15 protein-coding genes are annotated in these 17,864 nt (G+C 60.5%); 6 read left to right on the top strand and 9 right to left on the bottom strand.

Annotated elements, in window-relative coordinates; genetic code table 11:
• The first annotated feature begins 19 nt into the window (after window positions 1-19).
• The gene (locus tag AACQ43_RS05315) at window positions 20-1,426 is read left to right on the top strand and encodes a sigma-54-dependent transcriptional regulator (RefSeq protein WP_076362264.1); all 1,407 of its coding nucleotides are present in this window, start codon (window positions 20-22) and stop codon (window positions 1,424-1,426) included.
• Window positions 1,427-1,513: 87 nt separating this feature from the next.
• Here AACQ43_RS05315 and AACQ43_RS05310 read toward each other — a convergent pair whose 3' ends face one another.
• From AACQ43_RS05310 to AACQ43_RS05285, 6 genes are all read right to left on the bottom strand, one after another.
• A complete protein-coding gene (locus tag AACQ43_RS05310; protein ID WP_146062086.1) occupies window positions 1,514-2,383 on the bottom strand; it encodes a tetratricopeptide repeat protein in 870 nt (289 codons plus the stop codon).
• 113 nt (window positions 2,384-2,496) lie between these two features.
• A complete protein-coding gene (locus AACQ43_RS05305; RefSeq protein ID WP_005303968.1) occupies window positions 2,497-2,832 on the bottom strand; it encodes a hypothetical protein in 336 nt (111 codons plus the stop codon).
• 126 nt (window positions 2,833-2,958) lie between these two features.
• Window positions 2,959-3,300: a DUF2956 domain-containing protein gene (locus tag AACQ43_RS05300; protein ID WP_168966326.1), complete on the bottom strand. Its 342-nt coding sequence runs from the start codon at window positions 3,298-3,300 to the stop codon at window positions 2,959-2,961.
• An 86-nt stretch (window positions 3,301-3,386) separates the two neighbouring features.
• The gene (locus tag AACQ43_RS05295) at window positions 3,387-5,225 is read right to left on the bottom strand and encodes a bifunctional metallophosphatase/5'-nucleotidase (protein ID WP_011704942.1); all 1,839 of its coding nucleotides are present in this window, start codon (window positions 5,223-5,225) and stop codon (window positions 3,387-3,389) included.
• A 232-nt stretch (window positions 5,226-5,457) separates the two neighbouring features.
• A complete protein-coding gene (locus AACQ43_RS05290) occupies window positions 5,458-6,999 on the bottom strand; it encodes an EAL domain-containing protein (RefSeq protein ID WP_168966324.1) in 1,542 nt (513 codons plus the stop codon).
• Window positions 7,000-7,177: 178 nt separating this feature from the next.
• Window positions 7,178-8,032, bottom strand: a complete 855-nt coding sequence (locus tag AACQ43_RS05285) for a Tim44 domain-containing protein (RefSeq protein ID WP_011704944.1) — start codon at window positions 8,030-8,032, stop codon at window positions 7,178-7,180.
• A gap of 432 nt (window positions 8,033-8,464) precedes the next feature.
• On the opposite strand from AACQ43_RS05285, the gene dnaB reads away from it, so the two are divergent.
• Both dnaB and alr read left to right on the top strand, forming a co-directional pair.
• Window positions 8,465-9,859 (top strand): replicative DNA helicase, encoded by a 1,395-nt coding sequence (gene dnaB / locus AACQ43_RS05280; RefSeq protein ID WP_049047755.1) that lies wholly within the window; start codon window positions 8,465-8,467, stop codon window positions 9,857-9,859.
• A 177-nt stretch (window positions 9,860-10,036) separates the two neighbouring features.
• Window positions 10,037-11,110, top strand: coding sequence for an alanine racemase (gene alr, locus AACQ43_RS05275; protein ID WP_168966322.1), 1,074 nt, complete (start codon window positions 10,037-10,039; stop codon window positions 11,108-11,110).
• 191 nt (window positions 11,111-11,301) lie between these two features.
• Here the strand turns inward: alr and AACQ43_RS05265 are convergent, their stop codons facing one another.
• The 3 genes from AACQ43_RS05265 to AACQ43_RS05255 form a co-directional block, all read right to left on the bottom strand.
• The gene (locus tag AACQ43_RS05265; protein WP_005334896.1) at window positions 11,302-11,550 is read right to left on the bottom strand and encodes a YfhL family 4Fe-4S dicluster ferredoxin; all 249 of its coding nucleotides are present in this window, start codon (window positions 11,548-11,550) and stop codon (window positions 11,302-11,304) included.
• 1 nt (window position 11,551) lies between these two features.
• Window positions 11,552-12,913 (bottom strand): prephenate-dependent tRNA uridine(34) hydroxylase TrhP, encoded by a 1,362-nt coding sequence (gene trhP / locus AACQ43_RS05260; RefSeq protein ID WP_017408769.1) that lies wholly within the window; start codon window positions 12,911-12,913, stop codon window positions 11,552-11,554.
• Window positions 12,914-13,145: 232 nt separating this feature from the next.
• Complete coding sequence (locus AACQ43_RS05255; protein WP_168966320.1) at window positions 13,146-13,883, bottom strand: EAL domain-containing protein; 738 nt, start codon at window positions 13,881-13,883, stop codon at window positions 13,146-13,148.
• A gap of 223 nt (window positions 13,884-14,106) precedes the next feature.
• Between AACQ43_RS05255 and AACQ43_RS05250 the strand changes: the two genes are divergently transcribed.
• From AACQ43_RS05250 to AACQ43_RS05240, 3 genes are all read left to right on the top strand, one after another.
• Window positions 14,107-14,829: a hypothetical protein gene (locus AACQ43_RS05250; RefSeq protein WP_168966318.1), complete on the top strand. Its 723-nt coding sequence runs from the start codon at window positions 14,107-14,109 to the stop codon at window positions 14,827-14,829.
• A gap of 30 nt (window positions 14,830-14,859) precedes the next feature.
• Window positions 14,860-15,351 carry a CS1 type fimbrial major subunit gene (locus AACQ43_RS05245; RefSeq protein ID WP_168966316.1) on the top strand — a complete coding sequence of 164 codons (492 nt, stop codon included), beginning with the start codon at window positions 14,860-14,862 and terminating at the stop codon, window positions 15,349-15,351.
• Between the two features lie 176 nt (window positions 15,352-15,527).
• Complete coding sequence (locus AACQ43_RS05240; protein ID WP_248280962.1) at window positions 15,528-17,858, top strand: fimbrial biogenesis outer membrane usher protein; 2,331 nt, start codon at window positions 15,528-15,530, stop codon at window positions 17,856-17,858.
• The last annotated feature ends 6 nt before the right edge of the window (window positions 17,859-17,864 follow it).

Raw genomic sequence — 17,864 nt, 5'->3', positions numbered from 1 at the left:
AATTGCAAGGATGGCTCCCGTGGCTGAAAGCAAACCTCGAGTCCTGTTGGTGGAAGATACCCGCAGTCTGGCGGTGGTCTATGAACAGTATCTGGCCCAGGATGGCTACGAGGTGCTGCGGGCCGATTGCGGCCAGCAGGCATTGGCGCAGCTGCTGAGCAGCCCGCCGCCGGTGGTGTTGCTGGATCTCGAGCTGCCCGACATGTCCGGCATGGACATCCTGCAGCAGATCACCGAACAGCAGCTGCCCTGCTCTGTGGTGGTGATCACCGCCCACGGCTCGGTGGACGTAGCGGTGGAGGCGATGCGGCTCGGCGCTTTCGATTTCCTGACCAAGCCGTTCGACGGCAAGCGGCTGTGCGCCACCGCGCGTAATGCCCTCAAGCACCAGCAGCTCAGCTCGCTGGTGGCCCAGTACCGTGAAAACTTCGAGCGCAGCTCGTTTGCCGGCTTCATCGGTGCCTCCATGCCGATGCAGGCGGTCTATCGCATCATCGAGAGCGCGGCGCCGAGCAAGGCGACCGTGTTCATCACCGGCGAGAGCGGCACCGGCAAGGAGGTGTGCGCCGAGGCCATTCACCAGTGCAGCCCCCGTCGCGAGCAGCCCTTCATCGCCCTCAACTGCGCCGCCATTCCCCACGACCTGATGGAGAGCGAAATCTTCGGTCACGTGAAGGGTTCGTTCACCGGTGCGCAGGGGGATCGCAAGGGGGCGGCCAGCCTGGCGGACGGCGGCACCCTGTTCCTCGACGAGATCTGCGAGATGGATCTGGACCTGCAGAGCAAGCTGCTGCGTTTCATCCAGACCGGTACTCTGCAGCGGGTCGGCAGCGGCAAGCTGGAGACGGTCGACGTGCGCTTCGTCTGCGCCACCAACCGCGATCCCCTGCTGGAGGTGAAGGCGGGGCGTTTTCGCGAGGATCTCTACTACCGGTTGCACGTCATCCCCCTCAGCCTGCCGCCGCTGCGCGAGCGGGGCGAGGACATACTGCTGCTGGCGCGAACCCTGCTGCAGAGCTATGCCAAGGAAGAGAACAAGCGCTTCAAGGATTTCGATGCCGAGGCGGCGCGGGTGCTGCTCGATTACCCCTGGCCCGGCAACGTGCGCGAGCTGCAGAACGTGGTGCGCAACATAGTGGTGCTCAACGATCGCGAGCTGGTGAGCCCCGACATCTTGCCGCCGCCGCTCAACGGCAGCCGTGCCAGCCTGCTGGCGGCGATCCCCGCTGCGGCCGCGACCGGCAGTGCTGCCGTGGTGGCAACCAATGCTCCTATCCGCCCGCTCTGGCTGGTGGAAAAAGAGACCATAGAGCAGGCCATCGCCAGTTGTGACGGCAACATCCCCAAGGCGGCGGCGCTGCTGGAAATAAGCCCTTCCACCATCTATCGCAAGAAACAGGGCTGGGAAGAGGCGAGTCTGGCGTGAGGCCGGCGTCGGGAGAGTGTCACCTTCCCGGGGATAAATATGCGGGGCGGCCAATGGCCGCCCCGCTGCGTTTGTGGCGGTCGCTTGCTAGAGCTTGGCCAAGAGCTTGAGGCGGGCCAGCCGCTCTGCCTCGTTGGCCTTGAGCCAGCGATCCTGCGAGAGCAGGAACCAGGCGCGGGAGAAGTATTCGGCCGCTGCCGGATCATCCAGTACCAGCGCATTTTCCCCCAGCTCCTCGAACAGATAGCCATCCTCCGCCGCCCCGGCGGCCGCCATATCGCCTTTTAGCTGCATCAGGTCGGCCAGCGCCTGTTCGTGCTGCCCCTGGGCCCGCAGCAGACGGGCCAGACTCCAGCGGGCGATAAAGGCCTTGGCCTGGTTGTTGTGCTGCTCGTGCCAGGCCAGGCATTTTTGCTGGAAGCTTCTGGCCTCATCGAAACGACCCAGCTCGAACAGGGTCCAGCCCTGGTTGTTGTAAAGGGTGGCGAGCCAGCCACGCACCTTTTGATCGGTGCTTCGCTCGGCCAGCTCCATCGCCAGCTGATGCCAGCGGCTCTGTTCTTCCAGCGGGGCGGCGATGGCGATCATGTGGGCGGCATCGATGGCGAGATAGAGCTCCTTGTGTTTGAGCCCCAGCTGCCAGGCCTGCTCAAACAGCGTCTTGGCACTGGCCTTGTCGCCGGCGGAGTTGAAGGTGCGGCCGCGCTCCAGCAGGGCGCGCAGGCGGGCTCGCGGGGTGGTGTCGGTGAGGCGGGGTTCTATCTCGTCGAGCAGCTGGTGCGCCTCGGCAAACTGGCGTTGCAGTGAATGGGTACGGGCTATCTGGGTGAGCAGTTCCAGCTCGTACTGCAGATCGGCGGCGGCGCGCGCCTCGGGCAACAGGGCATGAAAACGCAGGGCGCTGGCGGCGGGATCCCGATAATCCCACTGCGCCATGAAATCGGGCGGATTGTCCATCTGGCCTCCTTGCTGGCTATCCTCCTCCCAAGATGCCTGCAGGCCATTGTTTATACAAGGGGCCCCCGTCACAGAGTGCCCCTTGAGTCATATTCGCATCAGTGACGAGCCGGTCAGTAGACCATGGCCAGGCTCATCAACATCAGGCCGAGGGCGGCGAAGGCTCCCTCCTTGATGGCGAGGCGCGGCACCAGCGCCTTGGGCAGGGCCGGGAACAGGCTGAGGGCGAAGCCTAGCCCCGGCATCAGCCAGTGAAAGGCCGGGTTGCGCAGGCTCGGGTCTGCCGCACCATTGATGATGATGAGCAGGATGAAGAGGGTGAAGGCCGGCAGAATAAACCAGCGGGCGCTGCCGGCCGCAACGGCGCGCAGTGGCGAGATGCGATAGAGCAGCAGGGTTACGATAAACAGCACCAGGGGTGCCAGCAGGTAAAGTGGAGCCGGGTTCATAACGGGTATCCTGAAAAAAGGCGTGGGCAGCAGTGGCGGGATTTAATCAGCCTTGGGCGGGGATGACCAGCCACAAGGGCCCGGGCTGTGAAGCAGATCCCGGGCAAAGGTTTGTCGGCTTGGGCTTCAGCGCAGCCAGAACCAGGCGGCAAAGCCCAGCCAGCTGATGGCCAGTAGCAGCCAGGGCAGCGGATGCTGGCGAGAAACCTCGACCAGCTCGACGGTCTCCTCCTGCTCCTCATCCTGCGACGCTGCGTGAGACTGTTTGGCCTTGGCCTGCAGTTTTTTTTGACGGCTGGCCTCGCGGGCCCGCACCTTCATCTGTTTCTTGTATTCGTCTATGCCTTTCTGGATCCCCTGCGCGATCAGCTGGGTCTGCTCCTTGGTCTGCCCCGGCTTCTGGTTGGCACGGGCAATTTTCATCGCCTCCTGCTGGGTCTCGGGGGAAATCTTGTCGTACTTCGCCATCAAAGGGTCTCCTCGGCATCGATTGGCGGGGAGTATGCCATAAAAACGGCGCCCTCAGGCGCCGTTGCAACAGCTTGTGAGCCGGATCAGGGCTTGTAGTAGGTCACGGTCGCGTAGGGCAGCGGGTTGAGGGTGCCTTGGGACTCGGCGTACTCCATGAACATCTCGTTCTCACCGACGCCGGAGTCGACATAGTCACCCTTGTTGGGCAGCTCTTCACGCTTGAGCAGGCCGTTGTAGCCATCCTTGCCGGAAGCGATGTAGGTGTTGGCACCGACCCGGTACACCTTCTCGTCATCCAGCGGCTGCCACTGACCGTTGGCGTCCAGCAGTTCCAGCTTGGTGATGCGGGAGCCCTTGGCCAGCTTGCCGTCGTAGGTGTAGCTCAGGTGGCCGACGTAGGGGAAGGCACCGCTGGAGGCGGCGATCCCGGTCTCCAGACCGATGGAGTAGTCAACGGCGTACTCCAGGGTGGCCCGAACGTCCTTGCCCTTGAGGTTGAAGGCGGCGATCTTGTTGCCAAACGGCAGCAGGGTACCCATCACGTAACCGACCGAGAGTGGGCCCGCGTTCACGTCGGCGCGCACGCCACCGGCGTTCTGGATGGTGAAGTCGACCTTGGTGTTGAGCTTGTTGAGCTTCCAGTAGAGCGACTCGGCCACCAGGGGATCGATGAGGCCGGCGCCGTCCGGAGTGGTCGGCACGCGCACGTGGGTCAGTTTGGTCGGCACATCGGCGATGATCTTGGCTTCGAGCTCGGCCACGGCCGGCTTGTACTCGGTGTCGATCACATCGCGCATGGCGGTGTTTTCCGGCACGATCTCGATGACCGGGGACTTGTTGATGAAGTCGACTACATTGGTCTGCTCGGTGCCGCTGAGCGGCACTTTCTTCTTGGCCACTTCCTTGGTGAAGTCATCGCCGGTCATCAGGGTGTTGCGGCCCTCACACTTGGTGAGCTGGCCTTCCTTGCTGAGGGAGACGTTGACCAGGCCGTAGCCCTTGGCCCATTCGCCGGCCTGCACGATACAGGTCTTGCCACCGTCCGGGTTGCTGACGATCTGGGCATAGGTGTTGTCGTCGGCCGGGTTCTGGTTGTGGGCGGTGTAGCCGATGCTGTTGAGCTCGGTGATGTCACCGAGGAAGGTCTGGGAGTGACCGCCGACGATCAGGTCGATGCCGTTGACGGCCTTGGCGACTGCCTGGTCATTTTGCAGGCCGATATGGGTGACCATGATGATCTTGTTGGCGCCCTTGGATTTGAGGGTATCGACCATTTTCTGGGCGGTCTCAATCATCGGCAGGAATTTGGTGTCGGTATCCGGCGAGGAGATGTCATGCATATTTTCCAGCACCAGCCCGAAAATACCCACGCTTTCGCCATTGACTTCCTTAATGACATATTCGTGAATATTTTCACTGTCCTTCAGGGTGGCGCTACTGGATTTCACCATATTGGAAGCCAATACCGGGAAATTCACCCGTGAGACAAAGTCTTTAATAGCCTGGTTGCCCAGATCGAATTCGTGGTTACCGAGCACCATGGCATCGATACCCATGTCGGAGAGCAGCCGGGACTCCTCTTCACCTTTGAACTGGGTGAAATAGAGGGTGCCCTGGAAGGCGTCGCCACCGTTGAGCACCATGAAGTTGCGGCCCTCGTTGGCAGCCTGGCTGCGCAGCTCGTCCAGCTTGAACTTCAGGCGCGGATAGCCGCCCAGCTTGGCGTTGAACTTGAACAGCTCCTGGCCGGTGGGCTGGATCGCCAGCGCATTTTCGGTCGGGTCGAGGTGGGCGTGGGTATCATTGATGTGGGCAATGGTCAGATCCAGCGGAATATGTTCCTTGCTGCTGTTTTCTGAATTGCAGGCGGTCAGCCCGAACAGGGTAATAGAGACGGTGACGGCCAGTAGCGTCTTCTTCATCGGTAATATTCCTCTTGTTGTTATAGTCCTGTATATCGTTCCTGCATGACAGGAGTGTGGCGATTCTAGGCAAAAAGTAATAATTGGAAATAAACAGAGCTGATTCCTTTGAGCTACTGCACATTAATAAAGCAAATAAACGTTTGCTCTATTTGACGGAGCAGGGAAAGGCGCGGCGGGGATTTTCCGCCAGCATGGGTGTCAATGCAACCCCATTGGTGTCAGAGGAACTTCAAGGCGCAGGAGTGGGGCTCAGCTGCTGCAGAAATTGCTGTGGCGTGAGCGGGCGGCCATACAGGTAGCCCTGCAGGTAATCAACGTGCCGCTCGACCAGAAAGTCGGCCTGCTCCTGGGTCTCGACCCCTTCGGCGATGGTTTGCAGCCCCAGCCGGGTTGCCAGACTGATGGTGCTGTCAAGAATATGACGGGAGAGGGCGTTGGTGCCGATCATGGCGACGAAGCTCTGATCGATCTTGAGATAGTCCACGTGAAACTGCTGCAGATAGGTGAGGCTGGAGTGGCCGGTGCCAAAGTCGTCCAGCCCGATCCTGACCCCCATCTGCCGCAACTCCTCAAACAGCCGCTCGGTGAGGTGGTTGGGGGTGATGAGCTCGCGCTCGGTCAGCTCCAGCACCAGGGTGATCGGGTTGGCGGTGAAGGCGGCGAGAAAGCTGCGGCAGTCATCCAGCAGGCTCAACTGCTGGCAGTGGCGGGCACAGATGTTGAAGCTGAAGTGGAAGCGGGGCGGCAGCGCCGCCGCGTGTGGGGCAAACTGCAGCCGCACCTGCTGCATCAGGGTCTGGGTCATCAGGATGATGAGGCCGCTCTCCTCCGCCAGCGGAATGAAGAGATCCGGCCGGATCAGCCCCTGGCGGTGGTGCTGCCAGCGCATCAATACCTCGCAGCCATGGAGCTGACCGTTCTGGCTGACGACGATGGGCTGCAGATAGGGCACGAACTCCTGCTTGATGATGGCGCGCCTGAGCTCCTGGGTCGGGGTCGAGATATGGCTCCACCAGCGGTAGGTGGCAAGGCCGGCCAGCCCCCCGAGGGCCAGGATCAGCAGCACCATGCTGCCCTGTTTTTGCAGGGTCATGGCCAGCACGGCACTCAGCGGGAACCCCTGGTTGAGGCTGTAGCCGAACATGGTCGAGTCGAGCCGGTAGTTGAAGCCCCGCAGCCTGGGCGGTTGACCATCGTGCACCTTGCCCTGCAGGTCGAGCCACTGCTTGCCTATTTGTACCCAGCTGTGGGGTCCGGCGAGGTGCCATTGCAACGGTTTGCTCAGATGATAGGGGTTGATGGCGACCACCACCGCATGATCCCCTTCGCTCAGGTGATAGAACAGCAGCGACGGTTTACGTCCGAGCTGGGTGACGGCTTCCAGTCTGAGCCGCTCGTGCTGGCTGTTCTGAAGCCTGTCTTTGAGATCGATCTCGTCGAAGATGGAGGAGCAGTAGAGGCGACCGTTGCGGGAGAGGTTGACCGAGCGCACATAGGGGGAGGTGGCGACCAGCACCCGCAGTTCGCGGGCCACCTCGCGACAGGGACGACTGGCCAGCGGCAGCGCCGCCCTGGCCGCCAGGGTCGAATGGTGCAGCGCGCTGTCGATCTGTGTCATGGCGTGTTCGGCAGCGGTCTGGGCCTGCTGGCGAGTCATCGACCAGGTCTGCCAGTAGAGGGTGACGAGGGAGATGAGGATCAGGGTGGCGCAGCACAGCAGGCTGGCCAGGAGACGAGGCATGTTGCTGCGACGCAGAAAGGGAAGAGCCATGGGCCACGCCTCGATGAAGAGTCAATTGAACAAAAAAAGGTCGGTCATACTACACAATCACACCTCAATCTCATAGCCACTACAAGGGGTGGCATGAGTGGGCGCAGGGGGCGGGAAATGCCAAAAAGCAAAGACGGCCCGCAGGCCGCCTTTTTCTATCATCGCAGGAAAAGCGTATTTACAGCTGCTCGATGCCGACGATATGCCAGGGAGCATTGTCCTTGGCGAGGTTGCGCTCGAGGTGCCACACCTCTTTGATGTCCTCCTCGACCTGCTCCTGGCGATCCATGTAGCGGCCACTGAAGCGCACGCTGACCTGAGCCCAGTCGCTGCCGTAGTCGGCGCGCACCAGCTGGGTGTCCACATACATCACTTCGGTATGCTGTTCACCGGTGAGCTCGGCGCGCTCGGCCTTGAGCTGTTCAAACAGCTCAGGACTCACGTACTCGCGTACCTTTTCCAGATCGTTTTTGTTCCAGGCCTCCTGCAGGGTGCGGTAGTGATCGCGAGCCCCGGCCAGGAAACCGTTCATGTCAAAACCTGGCGGCAGGCGGAACGGCACGTCGCTGTCGGCAAAACCGGTGGCCTGCGGGGCGCTGTGGTTCTGCTCGAACTGCTGGGGCGCCGCGCTCTGGGGCGGCTGATAGCCGGCATAGGCCGTCTGCTGTTGTGGCGCCGCCATCTTGCCCTTGCGCAGGGTGCGGATCAGGAACACGGCCCCCAGTGCCAGCAGGGCGATCAGCAGGAAGTCCATCCCTTGTAGACCTTCGAAGGCGCCGCTGCCCAGCAGGTAGGCGAACAGACCGCCGGCCAGCAGGCCGCCGAGCAGACCGCCCATCATGCCGCCCTTCTTGGGTGCTTGGGCGCCCACGGTGGGATTCTTGGTGTCGACGGGTTTGGCGGCCGGTTGGGCCGGAGCCGTTTTATAGCTCTTGCCAAAGGATTTGCCGCCGCCAAATTTCTTGGCCTCGGCAATGGGTGCCCCCAGGCCAATGGCCAGGATCACGGCAAACAGGGTCAGCATCTTTTTCATTTTGACTCTTTTCACTCTCATCAGTGGGTGGGGCATGCTCTGCTTTGGCAAGCTCAGCGAGGCGCATGGCAGGCTGCCTGTCCCTCGTTGTATTGCAGCTTGCGACTATGATTAACATGATTGGCATGAATTATTCATGAACAGATTGCCCCGGTCGGGGGCGTTGCGAGGAGACAGGCCATGAAAAGTCGACGACCGAGCCGCAAGGAGCGCAAACTGCGCAACAAGGCGAGAGCCAAACCGCAGGATCAGACCCTAGTCTGGCCCTTCATGATTGTATGAATGCGAGACGGATTTCATCGACAGGCGGCGTCAACAACCATCAGGAAGGCGGTTGTGGCTGACAGAAGTGAATAGCGTGCATTTGCACTCGCGATGACGGGGTTTCTTTTGTAAAATTCCCGTCCCCTTCCCGCTGCGGTTTTTATGTGTATGGCAGAGCAAGTGACGGCGAAAAAAGACGCCAAGACACAACAGCTGAAAGTACCTCCCCACTCTTTTGAGGCCGAACAGTCCGTACTGGGCGGCCTGATGCTGGACAACGAGGCCTGGGATCGGGTCGCCGAGCGGGTGATCGACAAGGATTTCTACAGCCGCCCGCACCGCCTGATCTTCCAGGCCATGACCCGCCTCTCCAATGCGGGCAACCCCATTGATCTCATCACCTTGCAGGAGGAGCTGGAGCGCTCCGAACAGCTGGAAGAGGCCGGTGGCTTCGCCTATCTGGTGGAGATCGCCAAGAACACCCCGAGTGCCGCCAACATCAGTGCCTACGCCGAGATCGTGCGTGAGCGGGCGGTAGTGCGAGAGATGATCTCGGTCGCCAACGAGATAGTCGAAGCGGGCTACGAGCCGCAGGGGCGCACTTCCAATGATCTGCTGGACCTGGCCGAGAGCAAGGTGTTCCAGATCGCCGAGCAGCGCACCAGTGCCAACGAGGGCCCTCAGCCGCTCAAGCTGATCCTCGAGCAGACCGTCGACAAGATTGAAGAGCTGTTCAAGACGCCCCACAACGGGGTGACCGGGGTGGCGAGTGGTTACGGTGATCTCGACAAGATGACCGCCGGCCTGCAGCGCTCGGATCTGGTGATCGTCGCGGCCCGTCCCTCCATGGGCAAGACGACGTTTGCCATGAACCTGTGCGAGCACGCGGCCCTCACCGCCGACAAGCCGGTGCTGATCTTCTCCCTCGAGATGCCCTCCGAGCAGATCATCATGCGTATGCTCGCCTCGGTGGGGCGCATCGACCAGACCAAGGTGCGGACCGGTCAGCTCGACGACGAGGACTGGGCGCGGCTCTCCTCCACCATGGGGCTGCTGCTGGAGAAGGGGAAGATGTACATCGATGACTCCTCCGGCCTCACCCCGACCGAAGTGCGTTCGCGCGCTCGCCGGGTGGCACGGGACAACGGCGGCATCAGCATGATCATGGTGGACTACCTGCAGCTGATGCGGGTGCCGGCGCTGTCTGACAACCGTACTCTGGAAATCGGTGAAATCTCCCGTTCCCTCAAGGCGCTGGCGAAAGAGCTGCAGTGCCCGGTGGTGGCGCTCTCCCAGCTGAACCGAAGCCTGGAACAGCGGGCCGACAAGCGCCCGGTCAACTCGGATCTGCGGGAATCGGGCTCCATCGAGCAGGATGCGGACTTGATCATGTTCATCTACCGCGACGAGGTCTACCACGACGACAGCCCGGACAAGGGGATCGCCGAGATCATCATCGGCAAGCAGCGTAACGGTCCCATCGGGCGGGTGCGCCTCACCTTCCAGGGCCAGTTCTCGCGCTTTGACAACTACGCGGGCCCGGCGTTTGATGATGACTACTGATCTTCGGGTGTGCACGCTTTGCATGCGGCACCCTGATGATGGCAAAGAGAGTTCTAGAAACAGTTTTCCCGGTTCGACAATTCTGCCGGTCCGGCCTTAGACGATGACAATTAAGGGCTGACACCCCCCGGTGCCTGGCGCGTTCGCGCGTTATCATGCCCTCGTAAGGGAAAACAGATGAAAGCGGCTATCGCCCAAATCAATACCGCGGCCCTGCGCCACAACCTCGCCGTGGTGAAACGCCACGCCCCCCAATGCAAGATCATTGCCGTGGTCAAGGCCAACGCCTATGGCCATGGGCTGCTGCCGGTCGCCCGCACCCTGGTGGATGCGGATGCCTACGCGGTGGCCCGCATCGAAGAGGCACTGATGCTGCGCTCCTGCGCCGTGGTCAAGCCCATCGTGCTGCTGGAGGGCTTCTTCAGCGCGGCCGACCTGCCGGTGCTGGCGGCCAACAACCTGCAGACCGCGGTGCACACCTGGGAGCAGCTCGAGGCGCTGGAACAGGCTGATCTGCCTGCCCCTGTGGTGGCCTGGCTCAAGCTCGACACCGGCATGCACCGCCTCGGCGTGCGGGCCGACGAGATGCCTGCCTTTATCGAGCGGCTCGCCAGGTGCAAGAACGTGGTTCAACCGTTCAACATCATGACCCACTTCAGCCGCTCCGATGAGCTGGAGCAGCCCACCACCCGCGAGCAGATCGACTTGTTCAGCCAGTTGACCGCACCGCTGTTGGGCGAGCGGGCCATGGCCAACTCGGCGGGCATCCTGGCCTGGCCGGATTCCCACTGCGACTGGGTGCGCCCCGGCGTCATCCTCTACGGCGTCTCCCCTTTCCCCAATACGGTGGCGGCCGATTACGACCTGCAGCCGGTGATGACCCTCAAGACACAACTGATTGCAGTGCGGGATCACAAGGCGGGCGAGCCGGTGGGCTATGGTGCCAACTGGGTGTCGGATCGCGATACCCGGCTCGGGGTGATTGCCATCGGCTATGGCGACGGTTATCCGCGCATGGCCCCCAACGGCACGCCGGTGCTGGTCAACGGCCGCATCGTACCGCTGGTGGGTCGGGTCTCCATGGACATGACCACGGTGGATCTCGGCCCCGGCGCCACCGACAAGGCCGGCGACGAGGTGGTGCTGTGGGGTGAAGGGCTACCGGTAGAGCGGGTGGCCGACCAGATCGGCACCATCCCCTACGAGCTCATCACCAAGCTCACCTCTCGGGTCTTTATGGAATACGTCTAGGTACCGTGAGTGCCAAAAGTCAAAAAGCCCCGCATGCGGGGCTTTTTTTATGTGTCGTCAGCGACCTACGGATGACCGATGTTTTACTGCCTGTGCATCCGCACGAACTTCTCCATCAGTTGATCTTCGGTCTCCACGTGAGCGGGATCCCAGATGATGCAGTCCATGTAGAGCAGACGCTGATGTCGATGTTACTGCCGGTGCATTCGCACGAACTTTTCCATTAGTTGATCTTCGGTCTCCACGTGAGCGGGATCCCAGATGATGCAGTCGATGGGGCAGACGCTGATGCAGGTCGGCTTCTCGTAGTGACCGACGCACTCGGTGCAGCGACTGGGGTCGATCTCGTAGATCTCCTCGCCCAGGCTAATGGCCTGGTTCGGACACTCGGGATCGCACATGTCGCAGTTGATGCACTTGTCGGTGATGAGCAGTGCCATCTCAGGCGGCCGAGTGCGGCTGACGGGTATCCTGGCGCTCACCGAGGTTGCGCAGCAGGATGCCGTAGTCAACGTCCACTTCCTTCGGTACCGGCACATAGACCACATGGCCATTGCCCGGTGCGGTGTCGATGAGCTCGCCCTTGCGGTTCTGCATCTGCTCCAGATTGAAGCTGAGGTTGCCCTGCGGGGTCATCAGCTCCAGGCTGTTGCCCACCAGGAACTTGTTCTTCACCTCGACTTCCACCATGTCACCGTTGCGACCGGTGATCTCGCCAACGAACTGCTGGGTGTCGGAGACGGAGTAACCGTAGTCGTAGTTCTGGTATTCGCTGTGGTTGTGACGGCGCAGGAAGCCTTCGGTATAGCCGCGGTGGGCCAGGTTTTCGAGGGTGCCCATCAGGCTGCGGTCAAACGGCCGGCCGGCGACCGCATCGTCGATGGCCTTGCGATAGACCTGGGCGGTGCGGGCGCAGTAGTAGAAGGATTTGGTGCGGCCTTCGATTTTCAGGGAGTGCACGCCCATCTTGGTCAGTCGTTCTACGTGCTCGACCGCGCGCAAGTCCTTGGAGTTCATGATGTAGGTGCCGTGTTCGTCTTCGAACGCGCTCATGTACTCGCCCGGGCGGTTGGACTCTTCCAGCAGCACCAGCGCATCGGTCGGTTTGCCAAGGCCCAGGGTGTTGTCAGGGCGGATGGCGATGGGCTCCTGACGGTGGACGATCTGACCCACGTCATCTTCCTTGCCTTCGTGCACCTTGTACTCCCAGCGGCAGGAGTTGGTGCAGGTGCCCTGGTTGGGGTCGCGCTTGTTGATGTAGCCGGAGAGCAGGCAGCGGCCGGAGTAGGCCATGCACAGCGCCCCGTGGACGAACACTTCAAGCTCCATCTCCGGCACCTGCATGCGGATCTCCTCGATCTCGTCCAGCGACAGTTCGCGGGAGAGGATGACCCGGGTCAGGCCCATTTGATGCCAGAACTTCACCGTGGCCCAGTTGACCGCGTTGGCCTGCACCGACAGGTGAATAGGCATATCCGGGAAGGCTTCGCGCATCATCATGATGAGACCGGGATCGGACATGATCAGCGCATCCGGCTTCATCTCCACCACCGGACGCATGTCGCGGATGAAGGTCTTGAGTTTGGAGTTGTGGGGCTGGATGTTGGCCACCACGTAGAACTGTTTGCCGAGGGCATGGGCTTCGTTGATACCGAGCTGCAGATTCTCGTGATCGAATTCGTTGTTGCGCACCCGCAGGCTGTAACGGGGCTGGCCGGCATAGACGGCATCGGCGCCATAGGCGTAGGCGTAACGCATGTTCTTGAGGGAACCTGCGGGGGAGAGCAATTCTGGTTTAAACATGGCGGACTCTTCGTATCTGATTGCAAATCAGGACGGCGCCACCTGATGGCGCCGTATGGGTTGAGCTACGCCGGGAGTGGATACTCGCTCGGCGCGACCCTATAACGGCATATCCGTGCTGCAGCAGCATGTACCGGATAAACGGGGTGCGAGATTGTACTCGCCCTCACCGTATCATGCAATTTGGCAGGGGAATGTCCCCGGCGCGAGTCGGCGGCCAAAAATGGGCGGTTCAGGCCCAGCGAGAGAGGGGGGAGGGCATGGCGTAGGCGTAGCCTTGCTGATAGTCACAACCGAGGCGGTTGGCTGTCTCGATGTGCTGCAGGGTTTCGACCCCTTCGCACACCACCTTCATGCCGAGCCGCTGCAGGTATTCCACCAGACCGGTCAGCATGCGCAGGGCGTGGGGCGTCTTGCTGGCTTGCAGCAGCAGGGATCGATCCAGTTTGATGATCTCATAGGGCAGCGCCAGCATGCGCTGGAAGTTGCACTCCAGGGTGCCAAAGTCATCGCAGGCAATATGGGCACCGTGGCTGCGCAGTACCTCGATCAGCGCCCTGTGCTGTCGCTGAAGCGGGGCCTGTTCCAGCACCTCGAACCAGATCTCGATCCCCAGTTTGCGCGCTTGCATCAGCACCAGCAGCAACAGGTTCTGATAGGTCGGGCTGCACAAGGCCGGATTGAGGTTGATGGAGAGCAGATAGGGGCCGGCCTGTGCCAGGGTCGGCAGATCCCGCATGATGGCCCTGAGCATGACGATATCCAGATGCAGGGATTGATCCTCACTGAGGGAGGCAAAGTCGATGCCCTGATAGCTCTGCTGGGCAGGCTCCCAGCGTCTGGCCAGCACCTCATAACCCTTGACCTGATGATCCCGACCGATGATCGGCTGATAAAACGGCACAGCAAGCTCGGTGGCCGAGATGCTTGCCATGTCACTTATTGGGTACTCTTCTTGAAATGCAAACATGGCACTCACCTGTTGATGGATATGGCTGAGGATAATACAGGAGGGATGGTGTAGCGCTCTGTAGGAATCCTCTGATAATGCGGCTGAATTTGCAAAGTCAATATAGGACTATTCTTATTAACTTCCCCTCAGGTTCTAAATAGACTGACTTCAGTGATATGCAGCCAGCTCGTATTTTTTGATAAATAAAAGTCCTGCATGTGAAACCCAGTCTGGAACTGTCATGAAGAAAATATTTTTTATCTTGTCGCTGATATTCAGTGGCAATGCGCTGGCATCGGCTGAAATCAGTATCGGTACGCTCTATGACTACATGTCTGGTCAGCAGAGTACTTATTTAAAGCGTATTCGTAATCAGGGTGATGTGACCGCCTTCGTCAAGGTTGCCATTCACGAGATCACCTACGATGCGGCTGGCCAGCCGCAGGAGTCGGCAGAGTTGACCGAGGGGCGTCGGGTACTGATTGCCAGCCCCTCCCGCATGATTATTCCAGCCAACGGGGTGCAGGCGACCCGGCTGCTGTTTATGGGGGAGCGGGACAAGGAGCGCTATTTCAGGGTCCGTTTCATTCCTGTGTTGCCAAAACAGGAGGATGGCTTCGATCTTGATGCAAATTCTGTTCAGAAGGAACAGCAGCAAGTCTCGGCCGGGGTAAATATATTGACTGGCTTTGGCGCCATCATTTTTGTGATGCCAAAAGAGAGTCGATTTGATACCCGATTTATAAAGACGGACACCATGACGACAGTCGTGAATAAGGGCAACGCCACCATAGTGCTGGATTTTTTTGAAGAGTGTGATGGGCGGAAAAAAAACTGTTCCACCCCAAGCAAGATCCATCTGTTGCCAAACATGCAGAAGCAACTGATGAAAAAGAGCGATCACCTTTACCGGTTTGAACTGATTGAGGGTGACAAGAGCAGAAACATGGTGATTGGTCACTGATGTTTCTTATATCCGAGAAAGGAGAGAGTAATGAAAGTATGGATAGCTGCGCCTCTGGCAATGCTGGTGTCGGCCAATCTGATGGCTGCCGAACGTATTGAGCATCAGGTCACAGTGACCGCCCAGATCCCGACTGAGGCGTTCTATGTACAGCCGACCGGCGGGGACAACTGGATGAGCACGCCGCAGAAGCTGGCCTACAACCCTTATACCAAGAAGCTGGACAAGCTGAGCAAACAGCTGGATGCCAAGAGCACCATAGGTGCCATCACCGGCTACCTGACCAACCCGGCCGTGATGGCCAGCGGCAACGACAACATTCCCCTGACCGTTAAGGTGGGTGGTGTCGCCCTGTCGACCACCTCCGTTGAAGTAATGAAGGCTGATGATGCCAAGACCGGCAAGTTGCTGGGGCTGGAAGTGATCCCGGCGGATGCCCCGGTCGCTGGCTACAAGCCAGGCAACTACCAGGGGGTGGTCAACATGATATTTGAATCGGAAGCCCCCAAAGGCGGCGTATAAGCCGATTGATGGAGGCTCCCTGTATCGGGGGAGCCTTTTTGTCTGTGCTTAGAAGAGTGAGATAGCTCGTGCCGTATTTCTCTTTCCTGTTGATCTTGGTTGTGTTGTGTGTACCGGCCTGGGCTACGGGGGGACATGTTGCACAACCCCTTGACCTGCTACAACAAGCAGAAGATTTGCCTGATGGTTTTGCCGATCACTTCTTCGGCGTCCCGTTGGCGGTGCGCATCCTGGTGGATGGGCAGCTGTTGGGGGAAGGCGAGATAGTGCTGGGCAAAGACACCAGTGTGCAGCTGCTGGTTCTGACCGACAGCCACGAGAGCGAGCTGGAAGAACGGGACCGCCAGCGCTGGAGCAAGGTGCTGGCTGCATCCCATCGACTGGGCCCATGTCTGAATCAGTGTACCGACGAAGTGCTGGCGCTGGAGTACAGCCTGGAGAACTCTCAATTGTCGGTGCTGACGGCTGGTGCCGAGAAGGGGCAGCCGCTGACCCGTTATCATAACCTGCCCAGTGGGGGCAGCTATGGCGCCCTGTTGCGTCACCAGTTGAACCTGACCCAGGGGGAAGGGGATCAGCGCAGTGGCCGTTACAACCTGATGGCGCAGGGCAGCATAGGACAGTGGACTCCGCTGCTGGAGGGAGAAGTGAGCCAGTCTGGCAACGGGCAGGGGGCGCAGCACCATGTGCAGCAACTTTATGCCGAACACGAAGGAACGGGGCACTTCTACCGGTTGGGCTACTTCTCGCCCTATGCCCAGGGTCTGGTGCGTCAGCCCACCCTGTTTGGCGGCGGAACCCCGACCGTGCTGGGGGTCATGCTGGGGGACTCCGACACCCTGTTGATAGAGCAGGGCCAGGCCAGTACCACGCCTGTCTATGTCACCCCGAGCCGACCCGGCATGGTCGAGATCTATCGGGATGGGCAGCTTATCAACTCGCAGCAGGTGATCTCGGGTTTGCAAGCGCTGGATACCAAGGTACTGCCCGCTGGCATCTACGAGGTGGAGCTGCGTGTGCTGGAAGATGGTCAGGTGACCGAGCGGCGCAGAGAGATGATCTACAAGCCGATGAACTGGCAAAACCCGGATGAAAGCTGGCGCTTCAACCTGTTTGTGGGCCAGCAGACCCGCTTGCTCAGCAACTGGGAAGAGGACACGGCCCGGCCTCTGAGCAGCGGCGTCATGCTCAACCATCTGCTCACCCCTTCTGTGATAGTCGGGGCCTCCAGCCAGTATATCGACCAGCGCTGGCAGCACGGTCTCTCGGCCGACTGGAGCCTGGATAAACAGTGGCGGTTGTTTGGCAACCTGATGGCGGCACAGGCGCTCGGTAGCGGCTTCGATCTGCAGGCTTTGTACCACTATGGCGAAGGCAGCCTGGTGCTAAGCCATCAGCAGCAGCGCCAGCAAGGGCAAGTCGCGGAGGAGAGTCGTGACCTCAAGCAGAGCAACCTGTCGTTGCAGCAGCGGCTTGATGAGCGCCACTCCGCCAACCTCTATCTGGCCCATCAGGTGGGGCGCGGGCTGGGCGCCGATCTAGGCTGGCGTTACAACGGCGATCTGCTCGGTCAGACCGTGAGCTGGAACCTGACGGTGTTCGACCGGCCGGGCAGCATCAGTACCGATCATGCGAGGGACAGAGGCGGCATGCTATCCCTGAGCATGAACCTGGGAGGGGAGCGTAGCCTGCTGGCTATCGGTATCGGCAGCCGAACCTCCCGCTCCGGCGGGCAGGAGCGCAACGCCTCCCTTGGGTACCAGCAACAGCTGGAGTGGGGCGCCCTGCAGAGCGTGGGGGCCAACTTGACCACCGACAGTTACGGTGTCGGCACGGCAGGCTATGCCAGGTTTCAGGGGGAGCTGGTCAGCGGTGATGCCCACCTGCAATCTTCCTCCTATAACCGGGCGCTGAGCGGGGGGCTCAACCTCGACAGTACCCTGGCCTTTGGTGAGGGCAGCCTGACAATGACAGGCCAGCCGCAGGGGTACGAGGCGGGCATGATAGTGGACCTGGAGTCCGACATGCCCGAGCTGTCTCTGCGCGCCGATGACGATCAGGGTGGCAATATCAAGTTGCGGCCCGGTCGCAACCTGATACCCGTTGCCGCCTATCGCAGTGGCTCCGTGCAGCTGGATCTGGCAGAGCACGATGCGCCCTCGGTGAGCATTCGCCCCAACATGCTGCCTTATCACCTCAACAAAGGGGGTGTTGCCTATCACCAGGTCCGCGTGATGAAGACGGTGACAGTGATAGGCCGCCTGCTGAATGAGCAAGGGGCGCCATTGAAGGGGGCCATGGTGGTCAATCACGCGGGCCGCACTGTCAGCGAGGCCGACGGCTTCTTTGCAGTGGAGATGAGTGAGCGCAATCCCAGCTTGCAGGTTGAGTATCAGGGGACGCAGCAGTGCGATCTGGCATTGGACACTGCCCGAGCAGAGCGTCAACAGAAAGTGTTGTTACTAGGCGATCTGGTCTGCAGTGCGCAAACTTTGGCCAGTCAGTAAGTGCTT

Origin of the sequence: Aeromonas sp. DNRA1, from assembly GCF_963888745.1 — a bacterium.
Lineage (GTDB): Bacteria > Pseudomonadota > Gammaproteobacteria > Enterobacterales > Aeromonadaceae > Aeromonas > Aeromonas hydrophila.
This window is presented reverse-complemented; position numbering and strand designations above follow the sequence as displayed.